Consider the following 18,483-nt stretch of genomic DNA (forward strand, 5'->3'; position numbering starts at 1 on the left):
CGGTGTGTTCGAGAACCTCAACTGGTGGGAGATCGGCGCGCTGCTGATGCTGGCGCTGCTGATCTTCGGCGACCGGCTGCCCGTAGTGATCAATGACGGCCTCCGGATGATCCGGAACCTGCGCAACATGGCCCGGAACGCCACCGGTGACCTCAGCCGCGAGCTGGGCACCGACATCCAGCTGGAGGATCTGCACCCGAAGGCGTTCATCCGGAAGCATCTGCTCAGCGAAGAGGACGAGCAGGCCATCCGGAAGCCGTTGCAGAGCATGTACGACAACATCCGCTCCGACGTCAGCGGCGTGCACGACGAGCTCAAGGACGTCGCGAAGGCGGCCGACCTGCGTACCAACGGCGCCCGCCCGGCCACCGCGACCGGCGGTGCCGCCGCCCCGGCCCCGCGCCCCAGCTACGACGACGCCACCTGATCCCCGGCCCCCGCAGGACCCTCTCCGCGACGCGGACGGGGCGGCACACCGCTCGGGAGCGATATGCCGCAGAGGCATATTTTTGCCTGAGCGGCAGATCGCACCAAAATTGTCCTCGCCGTCCAGGAAGGCGCGGCGCGGGGCGGGTGGTGTGGGGTCGGGAGGGTGGGGTACGCCGGGGCGGAAGCCGGGGTCAGCGTCCGGCCGGCTTGAGGCCCAGGGGCTTGCCGAGCAGGGACTCGCGGCGCACCGCCAGCCGGTCGGCGACCTGGACCAGGGCCTTCGCGGCCGGGGCGTCCGGCTGGGCCAGCACGATCGGGGTGCCGGCGTCGCCGCCCTCGCGTACCCGGGTGTCCATCGGGATCTGCCCCAGCACCGGCACCTGCGCGCCGATGGTGCGGGTCAGCGACTCGGCGACCGCCGCGCCGCCGCCCGCGCCGAACACCTCCATCCGGGAGCCGTCCGGCAGCTCCAGCCAGGACATGTTCTCGATGACGCCGACCACCCGCTGGTGGGTCTGCAGCGCGATCGCGCCGGCCCGCTCGGCGACCTCGGCGGCCGCCGCCTGCGGGGTGGTGACGACCAGGATCTCCGCGTTCGGCAGCAACTGGGCCACCGAGATGGCGATGTCGCCGGTGCCCGGGGGCAGGTCGAGCAGGAGGACGTCCAGGTCACCCCAGTAGACGTCGGCGAGGAACTGCTGCAACGCCCGGTGCAGCATCGGGCCGCGCCAGACGACGGCCGCGTTGCCCGGGGTGAACATGCCGATCGAGATGACCTTCACGCCGTGCGCCTGCGGCGGCATGATCATGTCTTCGACCCGGGTGGGGGCGCCGTCGGCGCCGAGCATCCGGGGCACCGAGTGGCCGTAGATGTCCGCGTCGACCACGCCGACCGCGAGACCCCGGGCGGCCAGCGCGGCGGCCAGGTTGACCGTGACGCTGGACTTGCCCACGCCGCCCTTGCCGCTGGCGACCGCGTAGACCCGGGTGCGGGAACCGGGCTGGGCGAACGGGATGACCGGTTCGGCGGTGCCCCCGCCGCGCAGCTTGGTCTGGAGTTCCTGGCGCTGCTCGGGGCTCATCACGCCGAAGGAGACCTCGACGCCGGTCACCCCCGGCACCGCGGCCACGGCGGCGGTGATGTCGGTACGCAGCTTGTCCTTCAGCGGGCAGCCGGCCACGGTGAGCAGCAGCTCCACCCGGACCACGCCGTCCTCGCCGGCCACGGCCGAGCGGACCATGCCCAGCTCGGTGATCGGCCGGCGGATCTCCGGGTCGTTGACGGTGGCCAGCGCGGCCTGGATCGCGTCGGAGACGGTGCTGACGGGTGCTGACATGTCCGCCATGCTACGTCGCTGGTCATCGGTGGCCGCCGCTGGCGGGGGGCGGTGTGAGCGAATCGATGGCCCCGCCCGAGGGGTGGACGGGTCGTGCCGCGAAGTGGGACGATCGAGACGAACGCCGCTCGCCTGGCCCCTTGAGGCGCGCGGCGTTCAATACGTTCAGCTCTCGCCGCGCCCCTCGTGGGCGTAGTCGCCGTCCAGATCGTCGCGGGGCTCGTCGAGCGGCTCGCCGCCGCTCTGCCGGCGGGCCTCCCGCCGGATCTCCCGCTCCTGCTGGCGCCGCTCCAGCTTCCGCCGGCGGTCCGCCGCCTCGTCCAGCTCCTCGGCCAGCCGGGCCAGCTCGGAGCGGAGGAAGTCCCGGGTGGCCACCTCGCCCAGCGCGATGCGCAGCGCGGCGATCTCCCGGGCCAGGTACTCGGTGTCCGCCTTCTGCGCGGTGGCCCGCCGCCGGTCCTCCTCCAGCGCGATCCGGTCCCGGTCGGCCTGCCGGTTCTGGGCGAGCAGGATCAGCGGGGCCGCGTACGACGCCTGGAGCGAGAGCACCAGGGTGAGGAAGGTGAACGTGTACGGGTCGAAGCGCAGGTTCGCCGGGGCGAGCGTGTTCCAGCCGAACCAGGCGGCGATCACCAGCGTCATGTAGGCGATGAAGTTCGCCGTACCCATGCCCCGGGCGATCCCCTCCGACCAGCGGCCGAAGGTCTCCGCGTCGATCCGGGGCAGCCGGAGGCCCCGGGGCGCGCGCGGCTGGTCGAGCCGCTCGGCCCGTCGCTGGTCAGCCATCGGTCTCCTCCAGCGGCTCCTGGTCGGCGCCGGCCGTGGTCGGCGGCGCGTCCCGGTCCCGCCAGTCCGGCGGCAGCGAGTGGTCCAGCACGTCGTCCACGGTCACCGCGCCGACCAGCCGCATGCTGCGGTCCACCACCGGCATGGCGACCAGGTCGTAGGTGGCCATCCGCCGGGTGATCTCGGGCAGCGGGGTGGTCGGCCGGAGCGGGTCGATGTCGTTGACCACGACCCCGCCGAGCAGGTCGGCCGGCGGCTCGCGGAGCAGCCGCTGGAAGTGCACCATGCCCAGGTAGCGCCCGGTCGGGGTGGTCAGCGGGGCGCGGGTCACGAAGACCTGCGCGGCCACCGCCGGGGAGAGCTGCGGCTCGCGGATGCGCGCCAGGGCCTCGGCGACGGTGGCGTCCGGCGGCAGGATCACCGGCTCCGAGGTCATCACGCTGCCGGCGGTGCCGGACGCGTACCGCAGCAGCTGACGGACCGGGGTGGCCTCGTCCGGCTCCATCAGGTCGAGCAGCACGTCCTGCTCCGGTGGGGGCAGCTCGTTGAGCAGGTCGGCCGCGTCGTCCGGGTCCATCTCCTCCAGCACGTCCGCGGCGCGTTCCCGGTCCAGGGCGGCGAGGATCTCCACCTGGTCGCGCTCGGGCAGCTCGCCGAGCACGTCGGCGAGGCGTTCGTCGTCCAGCGCCGCGGCCACCTCGTTGCGCCGGGCGTCGGGCAGGTCCTGCAACGCGTTGGCCAGGTCGGCCGGGCGCATGTCCTCCAGCACGGCGAGCAGGTTGGCCGTGCCGCGGGCGTCGCCGAGGCCGCCCAGGCCGCGTACCCGGTCCCATTCGACCTGGTGCAGGTGGCCGCGGCGGGTGAGCCGGCCGGTCTGCTCGCGGACCGCGACCCGGGTCAGCGACCACTCGCCGCTGCGGCTGCACTCCATCGCCACGTCGACCACCGAGCCGGCCTGGCCGGTCTCCAGCTGGACCCGCCGGTCCAGCAGCTCCTGGAGCACCAGCACCTCGTTGGGGCGCTTCTCGAACCGGCGCAGGTTGAGGGTGCCGCTGCCCAGCACCACCGCGTCCGCCTCGATCGAGGTGATCCGGTTGAGGGAGAGGAAGATGCGCCGCCGCATCGGCATCTCGGCGACCAATCCCACCACCTCGGGCGGGCGCTGGGTCGGCCGCATCCGGGCGACCGCGTCCCGGACCCGGCCCACCTGGTCGCCGTTCGGGTCGAAGACGGCGACTCCGGCGAGTCGAGCGATGTAGACCCGGTTCGGCGTGCTCACGGGCACCAGCCTAAGGGCCTAGTGTTTATCAACATGTCGACCTTGGCCTACGAGATCGTGGACGTCTTCACCGATCGCCCCTTCGCCGGTAACCCGCTGGCCGTGGTGTTCGGCGCGGAAGGGCTGGCCACCGAGCAGATGCAGGCGCTGGCAGTCGAGTTCAACCTGTCGGAGACGGTGTTCGTGCTGCCGCCCACCCAGGTCGGCGCGACGTACCGGGCGCGGATCTTCACCCCGGCCGCGGAGCTGCCCTTCGCCGGGCACCCCAGCGTCGGCGCCGCGGTGACCGCGAGCCGCCGGGGCATGTTCGAGGTGGGCCGGGTCGCCCAGGAGTGCGGCGCCGGAGTGCTGCCGATCGAGGTCACCACCACCGGGGCCACCCTCACCGGCGGCACCCCCACCCTCGGTCCCGAACTGGACCCGGAGCCGCTGCTGGAGATGGCGGGACTCACCGCCGCCGACCACGCCGGCCCGGCGCCCCGGGTGGCCGGCTGCGGGCTGGAGTTCCCGTACCTTCCGGTGCGTCCGGACGCGGTGGCCCGCGCCCGGGTGAACGCGGCGGCGGCGGAGCGGTACGGGGTGGAGCACGTCAGCGTCTTCTCCTGGGACGCCGCCACGCAAACCGCGCACGCCCGGGTCTTCGTGCCGGGACTCGGCGTGCCGGAGGACCCGGCGACCGGCTCGGCCGCGCTCGGCCTGGGTGTCTGGCTGGTCGCCAGCGGGCTGCTGCCCGGCGAGGGCCGCTCCGAGTACGCGATCCGCCAGGGCGTCGAGATCCACCGCCCCTCCGCGCTGGCCTGCACGGTGACCGCCGCCGCCGGGGTGGCCGTCGGCACCACCGTCACCGGTCAGGTGATGCCGGTGGCCCGCGGCGAGATCGCCGTCCCGCCGTTCGTCGGCTGAGGGGTCGGCGCAATCCCGGACCTGGTGCCGGGGTCCCCGCCGGGCCGCGGTGCGGGAGAATGGCGGCGTGAGCGACGAGGTGGACGAGCGGATCACCACGCCCCTGGTGGACGAGGCGGTGAAGAAGGCGGCCGTGGCCTGGGTGAGCGTCGACGGCGGCCCGGCGTACGGGCTGTGGTGCCTGCCGCTCGACGGCGCGCTCCTGGTGGTCACCGGCCCCGGGGAGCAGTCCGCGCCCGGCCTGGCCGACGCGGCGGCGGCCGAGGTGATCCTGCGCGGCGACCACGGCGGCCGGATCGTCTCCTGGCCGGCCCGGGTGACCCGGTTGCGGCCGGGCACCGAGGAGTGGGAGGCCGCCGCGCCGCTGGTCGCGGCGAAGCGGCTCAACGCCTCCGGTCCGGCCACCGACCTGGTGACCCGCTGGGCCGAGCGGGGCTGCGCGCTCAACCGGCTGTCCCCGGCGGGCACGCCGGTGGCCGGCGCCGACCTGCCGGCCGACGCGCAGGCCGAGCCGCCCCGGCCGACCCCGGTGGTGCGGGCCACCCGGAAGCCGTTCCGGCTGCACAAGGTCCGTCGCCGCTGAGCCGTCCCCGGTCCGTCGCCGCTGAGGCGTCCGCGCCGCCGGCGGGAACCTGGCGTCCCGACGGGCCGGTGACCGCACCAGGCCCCGTCCTCACCCCCGGCCGGCGGGAAGGGGATCGAGCAGGTCGAGTACCTGGGCCAGCGAGGTCAGCACCGGGCCGTCCCAGCCCCGGTCCACGTTGAACGCCATGTGCTCGGCCAGGTCCGGGGCGGCGAGCCGGACCGCCGTCATGCCGGCCCGGTCCGCGCCGGTCAACTCCTGGCTGCCGCCGTCGCCCACGTACAGGCAGTCGGCCGGGGTGAGGTGGAGCCGGCGGCACGCGGCCAGGTAGAGCGCCCGGTCCGGCTTGCAGCGCCCCACCTGCACCGAGAAGACCCGTACGTCGAGCAGCGGCGCGACCGCGAGCTGGGGCAGGAACGCCGGCAGCTCGTGCGTGCAGTCGCTGATCAGCCCGGTGCGGACGCCCCGCTGGCGCAGCGCGGCCAGCACCGGCACCGCCTCGTCCCGCAGCCGGGTGTCGGCGCGTACCGCCCGGTGGCGGGAGGCGACGGCGGCCCGGACCGCCCGGTCGGAGGGACACACCCCGGCCTGGTCGCAGACCCAGCGCAGGGTCGCCTCGGCGTTGCCGAGCCCGCCGCTGGCGCGCTGGTAGTAGGTGCGGTCGAGCACCTCGGCCAGCGTGTCGGCCGGGCAACCGAGCAGGTCGGCGGTGTCCTGGTGGGCGGCGCCGCGCCGCACGCATCGGGTCAGCGTGCCGAAGAAGTCGAACAGCACCGCCTGATACCTGGGCATGGGAAGGTGCCTCCGGGCGCCGAGGGGGAGACCGCCGGGACGCGCATGATCGTAACGGAACGCTGACGGTCCGTGCTCTTCGGCGTCGTGTGAAGATTCCTCCGTGTCCTCCGCCGCGCCCCGCCCGCCGCTCGACCCGCTGACCCTGGGTGCGCTCGGGCTGGCCGTCGCCGCCGTCTCCTCGTCCGCGCCGCTGGTCGCCTTCGCCGCCGCTCCGGCCCTCGCCATCGCCTTCTGGCGCAACCTGCTCTCGCTGGCCGTGCTCGGCCCGTTCTCGCTGGCCCGCCGGCGGGTGGAGTTCCGCGCGCTGACCGTCGGGGCCGGCCGGCGGGAGGGGTGGTACTGCGTGCTGTCCGGCGTGGCGCTGGCCGCGCACTTCGCCACCTGGATGCCGAGCGCGCAGCTCACCTCGGTGGCCGCGGCCACCGCGCTGGGCGCCACCCAGCCGGTGTGGCAGGGGCTGATCGCCCGCTGGCAGGGCCGGCGGCTGCCGGTGGCGGTGTGGGCCGGCATCGGGATCGCCGTGGCCGGCGCGGCGCTGGCCACCGGCGCGGACGTCGACGTCTCCGGCCGGGCCTTCGCCGGCGATCTGCTCGCGGTCGCCGGTGGCATGTTCGCCGCCGTCTACACCGCGCTCGGCGAGCGGGCCCGGGCCACCGTCAGCACCGCCACCTACACCACCATCTGCTACGGGGTGTGCGCGGCGATCCTGCTGGTGGTCTGCCTGCTCGGCGGGGTGCGCCTGCACGGCTACCCGCCGACCACCTGGCTGGCGGTCCTCGGTCTGGTGGCCGGCGCCCAACTGCTCGGCCATTCGATGTTCAACTACGCCCTGCATCGGGTGTCGGCCACCACGGTCAGCGTGCTGATCCTGCTGGAGGCGCCCGGCGCGGCCCTGCTCGCCTGGGTCTGGCTCGGCCAGCTGCCCCGCGTGCTCGCCCTGCCCGGGCTGGCCCTGCTGCTGGCCGGCGTCGCGGTTGTCGTCGTCGGCGGGGCCCGCTCCGGCCGCCGGACCGAGCCGGTTCCGGTGCCCGCCGACGCGGCCCCGATCGCCGACTGAGCCGGCGGGGTCCCCCATTCCGCCCGAGTGTGCCGATTCGGCTTCCCGGCCGGCGGCTTTGGCTGAGAGTGCAGGGGGTGGGAGCGCGAGGCGAGCGGCGCGACGACGAGGTCGAGCAGGGGACCGTCGTCACGCCCTCGGCCGAGTTCCCGCCGCTCGATCCGGCGGAGCGGGCGGCGCTCGGCCGGATCGGGGAGCGGTGGCGTCCCCCGCACGCTGACGGCGCGTTGCCCGTCGACCCGACCCTCGGCCGCAGCGGGCGGCGGCCCGCGCCGAGCCGGTTGGGCCGGCTGGCGCCCTTCGACCTGTTCACCGTGGCGCAGCCGGACGAACTGGTCGCCACCGAGCCGGCCAGCGTGCCCGCGTCCCGGTGGGGGCGGGCGCGGACCCGGCTGCGTCGGGTCGTCCTCGGACCCCCGCTGTCCAGCGCCGCCGTGCTGTACGAGCGGATGCGCAAGCTGATCGCCCTGCCCGTGCTCTCCTCCGACCTGCTCAGCTCGGTGGCGTACGGGCCGGAGGCGATGCTGACCGTGCTGGTGCTGGCCGGCAGCGCCGCCCTCGGGCTCGCCCTGCCGCTGGCCGTCGGCCTGGTGGTGCTCATGGTGGCGGTCGGCGCGTCGTACCGGCAGACCATCCAGGCGTACCCGCACGGTGCCGGCTCGTACGTGGTGGCGGGGGACAACCTCGGCGCCCTCGCCGGCCTCGCGGCGGCGGCCGGGCTGATGGTCGACTACGTGCTCACCGTCGCGGTGTCGGTGGCGGCGGGCGTGCACGCGGTCACCTCGGCGCTGCCCGGGCTGGCCCCGGCCACGGTGCCGCTCGGCCTGCTGGTGATCGCCGTGCTGTTCGCCGGGAACCTGCGCGGGGTGCGCAGCGCCGGCAACCTCTTCGTGCTGCCCACGTACGCCTTCCTGGTCGCGGTCCTCGCGGTGCTGCTGGTCGGCTACGCGCGGACCGCGGGCCGGGGTTTCGCGCCGGTGCCGCCGCCGGCGGTGCCGGCCACCGAAGGGCTGGGTCTGCTGCTCGTGCTGCGCGCGTTCTCCTCCGGCGCGGTGTCGATGACCGGCATCGAGGCGGTGTCGAACGCGGTGCCGGCGTTCCGGCCGACGGAGTGGCGCAACGCCCGGACCACGCTCGGCTGGATGGTGGCGCTGCTGGTGCTGCTCTTCGCCGGGCTGACCCTGCTGATCCGGCTGGACGGCCTGGTCCCGGTGCCCGGCGAGACGCTGCTCTCCCAGCTCGGTCGGGTCACCTTCCCGACCGGACCCTGGTACGCGCTGCTCCAGGTGGCGACCACGCTGATCCTGCTGCTGGCGGCGAACACCGCGTTCAACGGGTTTCCCCGGTTGCTCTTCTTCATGGCCCGGGCCGGCCACGCGCCGCGCCGGTTCCTGCACATGGGGGACCGGCTCGCGTTCGGCAACGGGATGGCGGCGCTGGCGGCCACGGCGGCGCTGGTCTTCACCGTGTTCGGCGGGCACACCGAGGCGCTGATCCCGCTCTACGCGGTCGGGGTCTTCCTCGCCTTCACCCTGTCGCAGACCGGGATGGTGGTGCACTGGCGGCGCCGTCGCGGGCCGGGCTGGCGGCGCAAGCTGCTGTTCAACGCGGTCGGCGCGACCCTGTCCGGGCTGGTGCTGCTGACCGCGGCCGGGTCGAAGTTCACCGAGGGCGCCTGGGTGGTGGTGCTCGCGGTGCCGCTGCTGGTGCTGCTCTTCCGGCGGATCCACCGGCACTACGCCACGTTGCACCGTGCCCTGGCGTTGCATCCGCCCGCGCCGCCCGCGCCGCCCGCGCCGCCCGCGCCGTCCGCGCCGCCCGCGCCGTCCGCGCCGCCCGCGCCGCCCGCGCCGTCCGCGCCGCCCGCGCCGTCCGCGCCGCCCGCGCCGCCCGGACCCGCCGGGTCCGCCGAGGGCGAGGAACTGCCCCAGGAGGTACGCCACCTGGTGGTCGTCCCAGTGGCCCGGCTGAACCGGGCCTCGCTGCGCGCCCTGGCGTACGCCGCCTCGCTGGGCCAACCGACGCTGGCCGTGCACCTCGCGCCGGAGGACGCCGAGGCGGACCGGTTCCGCGAGCAGTGGCGGGCCTGGGGCGACCACCTGCGGCTGGAGACCATCGTGTCGCCGTACCGGGCGGTGATCGGGCCGCTCGCGCACTACCTGGAGGCGCTGCACACCAGCCGGCCGGAGCTGACCCTGACGGTGATCGTGCCGGAGGTGGTCCTGCGCCGGCCCTGGCACCGCCCGCTGCACAGCCGCGCCGAGCAGCGGCTGCGGGCCGCCCTGCGGGCGCTGCCCGGCGTGGTGGTCACCAGCGTCCCGGTGCACATCGCGGAGTGACCCTCACAGGTACGCCGCGAAGTGCTCGGTCACCAGCCCGGCGATCGCCTCGGCGTCCCGGCTGCCGTCCACCTCGACCACCCGTACGCCCAGCTCCCGGGCCTGGGCCACGGCGTCGGCGGCGACCAGTTCGTCGCGGGCGACGCGGTTGCGCAGCGCCCGCTCGGGGTCGCTCACCCCGGGGTGCCGGGCGCTCGCCCGGGGCAGCCGGGCCAGCTGGTACGCCCGGAACTCGGCGCTCGGCACCAGCACCACCATCTGCCGGGTCGACTCGACGACCGGGGCGACCAGTTCCGGCCGCAGCCCCCAGCCCTCGGCGACCACCCGGCGGGCGCTGACCAGCGCGCCCAGGTCGTCCAGCACCCACTCGAAGCGGCGGGGGAAGCCGGCCAGCGTCTCGGCCGCCATCCGCCGCGGGTCGGTGTCGACCCAGACCGTGTCCGGGTCGGGGCCGCCGGGTGGTGCGCCGCGCCGGATCCGGTCGGCGATCCGCCGGTCGTCGTGGCCCCGGGCGTCGTGCCGGTCGTAGAGGTACGCGGTCAGGCCGTGCCGCAGGGCCAGGGTGACGGCGAGGGTGGTCTTGCCGGCCCACTGGGCCCCGCCGATCCAGAGTGCCCGCCGGGCGGTGGCCAAGGGATCGAAGTCCATGCCTCGACCCTGGACGTCCGGCCGTCCAAGATCAAGTCTTGTTCTTTCCCGCTCCGGGTGATGAAGTGAGGGGGAGAGGGCGGTCAGACGTCCCGGACCTCCAGCACCTCGGTGCGGGGGGCGGCGTCGCCCAGCGCGGCCCGCAGCGCGACGCGCTCGGGGTCGACCAGGAACGCGTCGTAGCCGGCCCGCGCGGCGAACCGGATCACGTGCACCTCGGTCCCCCCGTCCCCGGTCCGCAGCCGCCGCTCCAGCCGCCCGCCGTGCCGCCCGAGCAGGGCCAGCACGGCGTCCTCGTAGCGCCGGCCGGCCTCGGCGTCGGCGCCCAGGTCGACCAGCGCGACCACCCGCAGCACCCCGGCCGGCTCCGTGACCAGCGACTTCCAGAACTGGTGGTCGACGTGGCCGCCGGGGATGCCGTCCCGGATCCCGGTGTCGGAGTAGCCGTGCCGCCGGTAGAAGTCCGGGGCCTGGAACGAGAACGACGCCACCGAGATCTCGGTGCAGCCGCGCCGCCGGGCCTCCTCCTCGGCGGCCCGCAGCAGCCGCCCGCCCCAGCCGGCGCGCCGCCGGTCGTCGCGTACCCAGACGGTGTTGATCCCGGCGCGCCCGCCCCAGGTCCAGCCGGTCAGCCCGGCCGCCAGCGTGCCGTCGGGGTCCACCGCCCGCACCGAGAGGCCGGCCTCGTCGTCGGCGCCGGTGGCGGCGTTGTTGAATGCGGTCAGCTCCCGCTCGATCCGGGCGGTCAGCTCCGGATCGTCGCCACCGACGTGCAGGGTCGTCGCCTCGTGCTCGGTCATCGGCGCAGTATCGCAGCGGACCGCAGCGCGGTGGCAACCGGAAAACGGCTCAGGCGGGCACGCCGACGGCCCGCGCGCTCGCCGTCCAGAGCCGGGCGGCCAGCGCCGGGTCGCCCGCCTTGGCGCGCGGCCGGTGCGCCTTCCGATCGGCGTAGTAGCCGCCGGTGACCAGCCGGGACGGGTCCTGGTTGGCCAGCCAGACCAGGGTTTCCGCGCCCTTCTCCGGGCTGCGGAACGGCAGCAGCCGCATGCCCAGGGCGACCACCCGGCTCTCGTTGCCGAACCGGGTCCGCACCACGCCGGGGTGGAACGCGTACGCCGGCACCTCCGACCAGCGCCGGGCCGCCTCGGCGGTGAAGAGGATGTTCGCCTGCTTGCTGGTGCCGTACGCCTGGAACGGCCGGTACCGGCGCAGCGCCGCGTTCAGGTCGTCGGGGTCGAGGATGCCGCTGCGGTGCGCGTCGGAGGCGGTCACCACCAGCCGCCCGATCCGGTCCCGCAGCAGCGTGCTGAGCAGGAACGGGGCGAGGTGGTTGGCCTGCATGCTCAGCTCGAAGCCGTCGACCGTGGTGACCGGTTGGAGCACGATCGCGCCGGCGTTGTTGGCCAGCACGTCGATCCGGTCGTACCCGGCGCGCAACTGCTCGGCGAGCCGGCGTACGTCGTCGAGCACGGCGAAGTCGGCGCGGAACAGTTCGGGGCGCTCCCCGCTGGCCTCGCGTACCCGGTCGCCGGCGATCTGGAGCCGGGCCGGGTCCCGCCCGACCAGCACCACGTGGTCGCCGCGGCGGGCCAGGTCGACCGCGGCGGCCAGCCCGATGCCCGAACTGGCACCGGTCACCACCACGATCCGACGCTCAGTGAGATCTTCCACAGGTCCATTCACCCCGGTCACGGGACGAGGTTACCGTGGCGTCACAACGGCCCTTTGGGATCGTTAAGTTCTCGTCTTTCACCTGGAGGCGTCGGCCTGCCCGCCGGACGCTGGAAGGAGCGCATCCATGGCCGCTGTCGGTCGCCCCCGCCGGTCCTGCCTCGCGGTACCCGGTTCCAGCGTCAAGATGCTGGGCAAGGCCCAGGGCCTCCCCGCGGACCAGGTCTTCCTGGACCTGGAGGACGCGGTCGCCCCGCTGGCGAAGCCGGACGCCCGCAAGAACATCGTCGCCGCGCTGAACGAGGGCGACTGGTCCGGCAAGGCCCGGGTGGTACGGGTGAACGACCTGACCACGCCCTGGACCTACCGGGACGTGATCGAGGTGGTGGAGGGCGCCGGCGCCAACCTGGACTGCATCATGCTGCCGAAGGTGCAGAACGCCGAGCAGGTGCACTGGCTGGACCTGCTGCTCACCCAGATCGAGAAGACCCTCGGCCTCGAGGTGGGCCGGATCGGCATCGAGGCGCAGATCGAGAACGCGGCCGGCCTGGTCAACGTGGACGCCATCGCGGCCGCCTCGCCCCGGGTCGAGACCATCATCTTCGGGCCCGCCGACTTCATGGCGTCGATCAACATGAAGTCGCTGGTGGTGGGCGGGCTGATCGCGGACTACCCGGGCGACCCCTACCACTACATCCTGATGCGCATCCTGATGGCCGCGCGGATGCACGACAAGCAGGCCATCGACGGCCCGTTCCTGCAGATCCGCGACGTCGACGGGTTCCGCGAGGTGGCCAGGCGTTCGGCGGCGCTGGGCTTCGACGGCAAGTGGGTGCTGCACCCCGGCCAGATCGACGCGGCCAACGAGGTCTACTCGCCGGCGCAGGCCGACTACGACCACGCCGAGTTGATCCTCGACGCGTACGACTACTACACCTCGGAGGCGGGTGGGAAGCTCGGCGCCGTGATGCTCGGCGACGAGATGATCGACGAGGCGTCCCGCAAGATGGCGCTGGTGATCGCGGCCAAGGGCCGGGCGGCCGGGATGAGCCGTACCTCGTCGTTCACCCCGCCCGCGGAGTGAGCGCGGATCGGGCCGCCGCGGCTGACCGGGGCGGCCCGATCCGTCAGTAGCTGCTGTCGTTGTTGACGGCGATCACGATCGCCACGATGTAGGCGGCGATCAGCACCACCATCAGGCCGGTGAGGATCCAGCCGATGATGACGCCGGCCTTCGCCATCCCCTCGCCCTGCTCGCCCCGCTCCCGGATCTGCTTCAGCGCCACGTGCCCGAGGATCGCGCCGATCGGGGCGGTGATGCACGAGGTGAAGCCGAGCAGCGCGAGCGCCATCGCCGCGATGGCCAGGCCGTTGGTCTTGGTCGCCGGCGGCGGGTACCCGGGGTAGCCCGGCGGCGGGTAGCCGGCCGCCGCGTACGGGTCGCCGGGTGGTGGGTAGCCCGGTGCCGCGTACGGGTCGCCGGGTGGTGGGTAGCCGGCCGCCGCGTACGGGTCGCCGGGTGGTGGGTAGCCCGGTGCCGCGTAGGGGCCGGCGGGTGGTGGGTAGCCCGGTGCCGCGTACGGGTCGGCGGGGTTTGGCTGGGTCGGGATCGGGCTGCCGCTCATCGGTAGCGTCGGGTCGGCCGGTGGGGCCGACTGCGGGCCCGGCGCCGAGGGGTCCTGCCAGCCACCGGACGGTGGGGGATAGCTCATCGGTCATCTCCGTAAGGTCTTCGGGTGCCGTCAGGGTAGCCAGCGGGAGGCAAGACCGAGGACCGGCTTTCCGGGTGCCGCGTTGCCCGGAACGTCCCCAGCGGGCAGGATCGCGGCATGGCACTTGACGCGCGCGGCGGTCGGTCGCGACGGGACGTGAGCCGACCCGGCCTGGTACGACGCTCCCGCGGTGGGCCGGCCGCCGGTTCAGCCGACCAGGACCAGCCGGCGCCGCTGGCCGAGCCGGTCACCATGCGGCTGGACGGCCGGGTCGCGCTGGTCACCGGGGCCGGCAGCGCCGACGGCATCGGGTACGCCACCGCGCGCCGCCTCGCCGACCTGGGCGCCCGGGTGGCGATCGTCTCCACCACCCGGCGGATCCACGACCGCGCCGGTGAGCTGGGGGTGACCGGCTTCGTCGCCGACCTCACCGACGAGTCCGAAGTGGGCGCGCTCGCCGACGCGGTGGCCGAGCAGCTCGGCGACGTCGAGGTGCTGGTCAACAACGCGGGCCTGGCCAGCCGAGCCAGCCCGGAGGTGCTGCGCCCGGTCGCCCAGCTCAGCTACGACGAGTGGCGCGGCGAGATCGACCGGAACCTCACCACGGCGTTCCTGTGCAGCCGTGCCTTCATCGGCGGGATGGCCGAGCGGGGCTGGGGGCGGATCGTGAATCTCTCCGCCACCGCCGGCCCGGTCAACGCGCTGCCCACCGAGGCCGCGTACGCGGCGGCGAAGGCGGGCGTGGTCGGGCTGACCCGGGCGCTGGCGATGGAGATGATCGCCGACGGGGTCACGGTGAACGCGGTCGCACCCGGCACCATCTACACCGCGGCGTCGACGGCCGCCGAGATCAAGCAGGGGCTGGGCACCCCCGTCGGCCGGCCGGGCACGCCGGACGAGGTGGCGGCCGCGATCGCCTTCCTCTGCTCACCGGCCGCCTCGTACATCACCGGGCAGATGCTGGTGGTGGACGGCGGCAACAGCGTGCGCGAGGCGCAGTTCCGCTGAGCGTCAGCGGTAGCCGCCGTTGTCGGAGTTCGCCCAGATCGAGAGGCCGATCCAGCCGCAGCAGAAGAGCAGGCCGAGGGCGGTGAAGACGTAGCTGAGCACCAGCCCCCAGGTGGCGAGCTGGTTGCCCTCCTCGCCGGTCTGCCGGATCTGCCGCTTGGCCAGGTGGCCGAGGACGATCCCGACGGGGGCGAAGACGAAGGCGAAGACCAGCGACAGGATGGCGAGCACGTTCGGCCCGCCGCCCGGTCGTGGTCCCGGGCCGGGCGGCCCGTACTGCCCGTACGGGGGCTGCGGGGCGTACGGGGGTTGCTGCCCCCAGGGCGGCTGCTGCGGGTGCCCGTAGGGCTGGCCGTAGGCCGGTGGTTCGTGCGACTGTCCGTAGGCCGGTGGCTCGTACGGCGACGGCGGCTGCTCCGGCTCACCGGGTGGTTGACTCACGCCTCCTTGCCCCTTCCGTCGCAGGCCAACGGCCTTCTCTCTTGCGGACGCTACCCGCAGCGGTGAACCTTTTCACAGCGGTTGTGTGGACTGGTCACCTTGGCCTCGCCCGGCCTGAGGTCGATACTGACCGAGCGTTCAGTTACCCATGAGTAATGCGCCGATCCCCCGGAGGCTGAGATGGCCCGACTCGCCCAGACGCCCGGCCTGACCGACGTGCAGCGGTCGATCCTGGAAACCGTCCGGGAGTTCGCCGACAAGGAGATCATTCCGCACGCCCAGCGGCTGGAGCACGCCGACGAGTACCCCACCGACATCCTCGACGGGATGCGGGAGATGGGGCTGTTCGGCCTCACCATCGACGAGGAGTACGGCGGCCTGGGCGAGTCCCTGCTGACGTACGCCCTGGTGGTCGAGGAGCTGTCCCGGGGCTGGATGTCGATCTCCGGCATCGTCAACACCCACTTCATCGTGGCGTACCTGATCTCTCAGCACGGCTCGGCGGACCAGAAGGCCCGGCTGCTGCCCCGGATGGCCACCGGCGAGGTGCGCGGTGCCTTCTCCATGTCGGAGCCCGAGTGCGGCTCGGACGTGTCGGCGATCAAGTCGAAGGCTGTCCGCGACGGCGACAGCTACGTGCTCAACGGCCAGAAGATGTGGCTGACCAACGGTGCCTACTCGTCGGTGGTGGCCACCCTGGTCAAGACCGACACCGGCGCCGACTCGGTCTACGGCAACATGAGCACCTTCCTGCTGGAGAAGGAGCCCGGCTTCGGCGAGACCGCGCCCGGCCTGACCATCCCCGGCAAGATCGACAAGATGGGCTACAAGGGCGTCGAGACCACCGAGATGGTGCTCGACGGCGTGACCGTGCCCGCCTCGGCCGTGCTCGGCGGTGCGGAGAAGGTCGGCCGCGGCTTCTACCAGATGATGGACGGCATCGAGGTCGGCCGGGTCAACGTGGCCGCCCGCGCCTGCGGCATCTCCATCCGCGCCTTCGAGTTGGCCGTCGCGTACGCCCAGCAGCGCAAGACCTTCGGCCAGCCGCTCGCCAAGCACCAGGCCGTCGCCTTCAAGCTCGCCGAGATGGGTACGAAGATCGAGGCCGCGCACGCCCTCATGGTCAACGCCGCCCGGCTCAAGGACGCCGGCCAGCGCAACGACGTCGAGGCCGGCATGGCCAAGCTGCTCGCCTCGGAATACTGCGCCGAGGTGGTCCAGGAGGCGTTCCGCATCCACGGCGGCTACGGCTACTCCAAGGAGTACGAGATCGAGCGGCTGATGCGGGAGGCCCCGTTCCTGCTCATCGGCGAGGGCACCTCGGAGATCCAGAAGACCATCATCTCCCGCGGCCTGCTCAAGGAGTACAAGCTCTGAACTGACCAACCGGTTCGCCAGCTCACCCGGCCGGTTGATCCGACGGGCCAACAGCCCCGGCCCAGCCCGTCGTACCGTACGGCGTGCCTCTTCCACCCCACCGCGCGGCGCTGCGACCCGTCCTGCTGCTCCTCGCCCCGCTCCTGCTGGTCCAGCCGCTGTGGCGGCTGCTGCCCGTCGCGGAGGCCGACCCGCCGCGACTCGTCAACGGCGTGCTGGTGCTGCCGCCGGCGGGCTGGCCGGAGGCGCTGGCCGTCGCCGTGATCTGGAGCTGGGCGGTGACCGCGGGAGTGGCGGCACTGGCCGGCCTGGACCGCCCGCTACGCCGGGCCCGACGGGCGCTCCCGACGGTCTGCCTCGCCCTCGCTGCCGCCGTCGTGGCGGTGGTCGCCGGGATGTCGCTCGTCGCCCTGGCTCTCCCCGGGGACCTGCTCCTGGTGGGCGCGCTGGCTGCGCTGGTCGCGGTACCGGTGGCCGTGCTCCTGGTCCGGCTGGCACTCGTACCCGCGATCGCGGTGCTGACCGGACTCCACGGGACGGCAGCCATCCGCGCGGCCGCCTCGACGGTGGGCCGCCACGTGGTGCACGCCGCCCTGTTGCTGCTGCTCGGGGTGGCGCTGCCGGCCCAGCTTTACGGCTGGCTGTTCCGCCGACCGGAGGAGCTGGTCACCGGCCACCTCGGCGGTGCCGCGGTGTGGGTGCTGCGGGACGTCGTCCTGGTCGCCGTCGCGGTCACGCAGTCCTGGACCCTGCTGGCCGCCCACCGTCGGTTCAGTGTCCACGAGCCCGGCCGGACGGCGGCGCCCCCGGACCGGGTGCCCGCGGAGCCGCCGCCGCGCTGGCGTCGGGCGGCCACCCGGATCACCGTGCCGCTCGGCGTCGCCGCGCTGCTGCTGCCCGGTGCCGGGGCCGGCGTGCTGGCCGAGAGCGGCGTGCTGGCCGACGTCAACGTGCTGTCCTGGTCGGCCTCCGGCCGGCTCGTCGCACTCGGCTGGCCGGCGGGCCGCCCGCCGGTGCTGGTCAGCCAGTCGACCATCCACGATTGTCTCGATGACCGGTGCGGACGGTCCCACCCCACCGAGCTGGCGCGACTCGCCCTGGAACCGTCCGGCACGGCCGTCGCCGATGACGGCACCGTGTGGGTGCTCACCCAGCACCAGTTGGAGCGGTGCGACCCGGCGCGGACGTGCCAGCGGTCGGACGGCATCCTAGAGGTGCTGCGGGACAGCCGCTCGGAGGCGCTCACCCCGGTGCCCGGCGGCGGCGTCCTGGTCGCCACGGCGACCCCCGTACCGCAGCGGGCCGGCGGAGCCCCGGTCCAGCCCGGGCTCGTCGTCGACGACGAGCCCGGGCTGGACCGGCCGATGATCGAGCTGGGCTTGCTGCGCTGCGCGGACGCCCGGTGCGAGCGGCCGACGACCGCAGTTCTCGGCCGGGTGCCCCATTCGGGAGGCGACCTGGGCAGCGGCGAGCTGACGATCCGGATCGGCGGCGACGACCGAGCGGTGATCGCCTTCCGCCCGGAAGGTCAGGCCGGCACCTGGGTCGCCTGGTGCGCCACCGTCCGGTGCGACTCCGGAAACGTCGCGCCGCACGGCCTACCGGCCCCGGAGCGACCCGCTGGGATGCCCACCGACGAGGCACTGGCCCTGCTGCACCTCGGCGACATCCTCCACTGCCTGCGCCCGGGCGGCTGTGCCAGCAGCGAGCCGGTGCCTACCACGGCCCGGCCAGGCGGCGGCGTCTACGGGCTGGCCGTCGGCTGGCCCGCCGCCGAGGGGATCCGAATCCAGGTCGGCACGCCGGCGCCCACGCCCCCACGGCTGTATCTGTGGAGCTGCCCCGACGTGTTCTGCCGGCGGCCGGCGCGGCGTATCCCGCTGGTCCCGCTCCCGTACGAGTCGACCGTCCGGGTGGGTCGGCTCCCCGGGGAGCCCTGGTTGCTCGCGGCGGCCCCGGACGGTCGGGTCGTGGCCGCGTCGGCGCAGCCGGAACAGGTGGTGACCGTGGTGCCGTGAGCCGCTGAGTCGCGGCCGGGAGACCGCCGCCCGCCGGACCAGTGTGAGCGGGCCGCCGGCCGGCCGGAGCACCTCGAGCAGGCCGAGCGGGTGCGGG

Annotated in this window: 18 protein-coding genes; 9 read left to right on the forward strand and 9 right to left on the reverse strand. The window is 74.3% G+C overall.

The genetic code is table 11. From position 1 onward, the window contains the following. The first annotated feature begins 4 nt into the window (after positions 1-4). Positions 5-427, forward strand: coding sequence for a preprotein translocase subunit TatB (locus AB0I11_RS15715; protein ID WP_357319793.1), 423 nt, complete (start codon positions 5-7; stop codon positions 425-427). A gap of 193 nt (positions 428-620) precedes the next feature. Here the strand turns inward: AB0I11_RS15715 and AB0I11_RS15720 are convergent, their stop codons facing one another. The 3 genes from AB0I11_RS15720 to AB0I11_RS15730 form a co-directional block, all read right to left on the reverse strand. Beyond that, on the reverse strand, positions 621-1,766 hold the full coding sequence (locus tag AB0I11_RS15720) for a P-loop NTPase (RefSeq protein ID WP_357319796.1): 1,146 nt from the start codon (positions 1,764-1,766) through the stop codon (positions 621-623). Positions 1,767-1,931: 165 nt separating this feature from the next. Then, entirely contained in the window at positions 1,932-2,552 is a 621-nt protein-coding gene (locus tag AB0I11_RS15725; RefSeq protein ID WP_357319799.1) for a DUF1003 domain-containing protein, read from the reverse strand. Further along, positions 2,545-3,831, reverse strand: coding sequence for a CBS domain-containing protein (locus AB0I11_RS15730; RefSeq protein WP_357319802.1), 1,287 nt, complete (start codon positions 3,829-3,831; stop codon positions 2,545-2,547). The genes AB0I11_RS15725 and AB0I11_RS15730 overlap by 8 nt, the downstream gene beginning before the upstream one ends. A 33-nt stretch (positions 3,832-3,864) precedes the next feature. Between AB0I11_RS15730 and AB0I11_RS15735 the strand changes: the two genes are divergently transcribed. Together AB0I11_RS15735 and AB0I11_RS15740 are read left to right on the forward strand one after the other, a co-directional pair. Then, positions 3,865-4,734 carry a PhzF family phenazine biosynthesis protein gene (locus AB0I11_RS15735; RefSeq protein ID WP_357319805.1) on the forward strand — a complete coding sequence of 290 codons (870 nt, stop codon included), beginning with the start codon at positions 3,865-3,867 and terminating at the stop codon, positions 4,732-4,734. A 49-nt stretch (positions 4,735-4,783) separates the two neighbouring features. Further along, positions 4,784-5,317: a hypothetical protein gene (locus AB0I11_RS15740; protein ID WP_357319808.1), complete on the forward strand. Its 534-nt coding sequence runs from the start codon at positions 4,784-4,786 to the stop codon at positions 5,315-5,317. Positions 5,318-5,407: 90 nt separating this feature from the next. Here AB0I11_RS15740 and AB0I11_RS15745 read toward each other — a convergent pair whose 3' ends face one another. Then, the gene (locus AB0I11_RS15745) at positions 5,408-6,109 is read right to left on the reverse strand and encodes an HAD family hydrolase (RefSeq protein ID WP_357319811.1); all 702 of its coding nucleotides are present in this window, start codon (positions 6,107-6,109) and stop codon (positions 5,408-5,410) included. 103 nt (positions 6,110-6,212) lie between these two features. Here AB0I11_RS15745 and AB0I11_RS15750 point away from each other — a divergent pair, with 103 nt between their 5' ends. Next, a complete protein-coding gene (locus tag AB0I11_RS15750) occupies positions 6,213-7,169 on the forward strand; it encodes a DMT family transporter (protein ID WP_357319814.1) in 957 nt (318 codons plus the stop codon). A gap of 77 nt (positions 7,170-7,246) precedes the next feature. Then, complete coding sequence (locus tag AB0I11_RS15755) at positions 7,247-9,508, forward strand: APC family permease (protein ID WP_357319817.1); 2,262 nt, start codon at positions 7,247-7,249, stop codon at positions 9,506-9,508. A gap of 3 nt (positions 9,509-9,511) precedes the next feature. Here AB0I11_RS15755 and AB0I11_RS15760 read toward each other — a convergent pair whose 3' ends face one another. From AB0I11_RS15760 to AB0I11_RS15770, 3 genes are all read right to left on the reverse strand, one after another. Continuing rightward, on the reverse strand, positions 9,512-10,156 hold the full coding sequence (locus AB0I11_RS15760; protein ID WP_357319820.1) for a hypothetical protein: 645 nt from the start codon (positions 10,154-10,156) through the stop codon (positions 9,512-9,514). A gap of 83 nt (positions 10,157-10,239) precedes the next feature. Further along, a complete protein-coding gene (locus tag AB0I11_RS15765; protein WP_357319823.1) occupies positions 10,240-10,956 on the reverse strand; it encodes a GNAT family N-acetyltransferase in 717 nt (238 codons plus the stop codon). Between the two features lie 49 nt (positions 10,957-11,005). Then, positions 11,006-11,830, reverse strand: coding sequence for an SDR family NAD(P)-dependent oxidoreductase (locus tag AB0I11_RS15770; RefSeq protein WP_357319826.1), 825 nt, complete (start codon positions 11,828-11,830; stop codon positions 11,006-11,008). Between the two features lie 127 nt (positions 11,831-11,957). On the opposite strand from AB0I11_RS15770, the gene AB0I11_RS15775 reads away from it, so the two are divergent. Further along, entirely contained in the window at positions 11,958-12,914 is a 957-nt protein-coding gene (locus AB0I11_RS15775) for a CoA ester lyase (RefSeq protein ID WP_357319830.1), read from the forward strand. Positions 12,915-12,957: 43 nt separating this feature from the next. Here the strand turns inward: AB0I11_RS15775 and AB0I11_RS15780 are convergent, their stop codons facing one another. Next, entirely contained in the window at positions 12,958-13,542 is a 585-nt protein-coding gene (locus tag AB0I11_RS15780; RefSeq protein WP_357319833.1) for a DUF4190 domain-containing protein, read from the reverse strand. Between the two features lie 117 nt (positions 13,543-13,659). Here AB0I11_RS15780 and AB0I11_RS15785 point away from each other — a divergent pair, with 117 nt between their 5' ends. After that, positions 13,660-14,550, forward strand: coding sequence for an SDR family NAD(P)-dependent oxidoreductase (locus tag AB0I11_RS15785; RefSeq protein ID WP_357319837.1), 891 nt, complete (start codon positions 13,660-13,662; stop codon positions 14,548-14,550). A 3-nt stretch (positions 14,551-14,553) separates the two neighbouring features. Here AB0I11_RS15785 and AB0I11_RS15790 read toward each other — a convergent pair whose 3' ends face one another. Further along, positions 14,554-14,991, reverse strand: a complete 438-nt coding sequence (locus AB0I11_RS15790) for a DUF4190 domain-containing protein (RefSeq protein ID WP_357319840.1) — start codon at positions 14,989-14,991, stop codon at positions 14,554-14,556. Between the two features lie 180 nt (positions 14,992-15,171). On the opposite strand from AB0I11_RS15790, the gene AB0I11_RS15795 reads away from it, so the two are divergent. After that, the gene (locus AB0I11_RS15795) at positions 15,172-16,368 is read left to right on the forward strand and encodes an acyl-CoA dehydrogenase family protein (RefSeq protein ID WP_357319842.1); all 1,197 of its coding nucleotides are present in this window, start codon (positions 15,172-15,174) and stop codon (positions 16,366-16,368) included. An 83-nt stretch (positions 16,369-16,451) separates the two neighbouring features. Beyond that, positions 16,452-18,386 (forward strand): hypothetical protein, encoded by a 1,935-nt coding sequence (locus AB0I11_RS15800; RefSeq protein WP_357319845.1) that lies wholly within the window; start codon positions 16,452-16,454, stop codon positions 18,384-18,386. Positions 18,387-18,483: the final 97 nt, after the last annotated feature.

Source organism: Micromonospora sp. NPDC050495 (assembly GCF_040655175.1).
In the GTDB taxonomy this organism is placed as follows: Bacteria; Actinomycetota; Actinomycetes; order Mycobacteriales; family Micromonosporaceae; genus Micromonospora.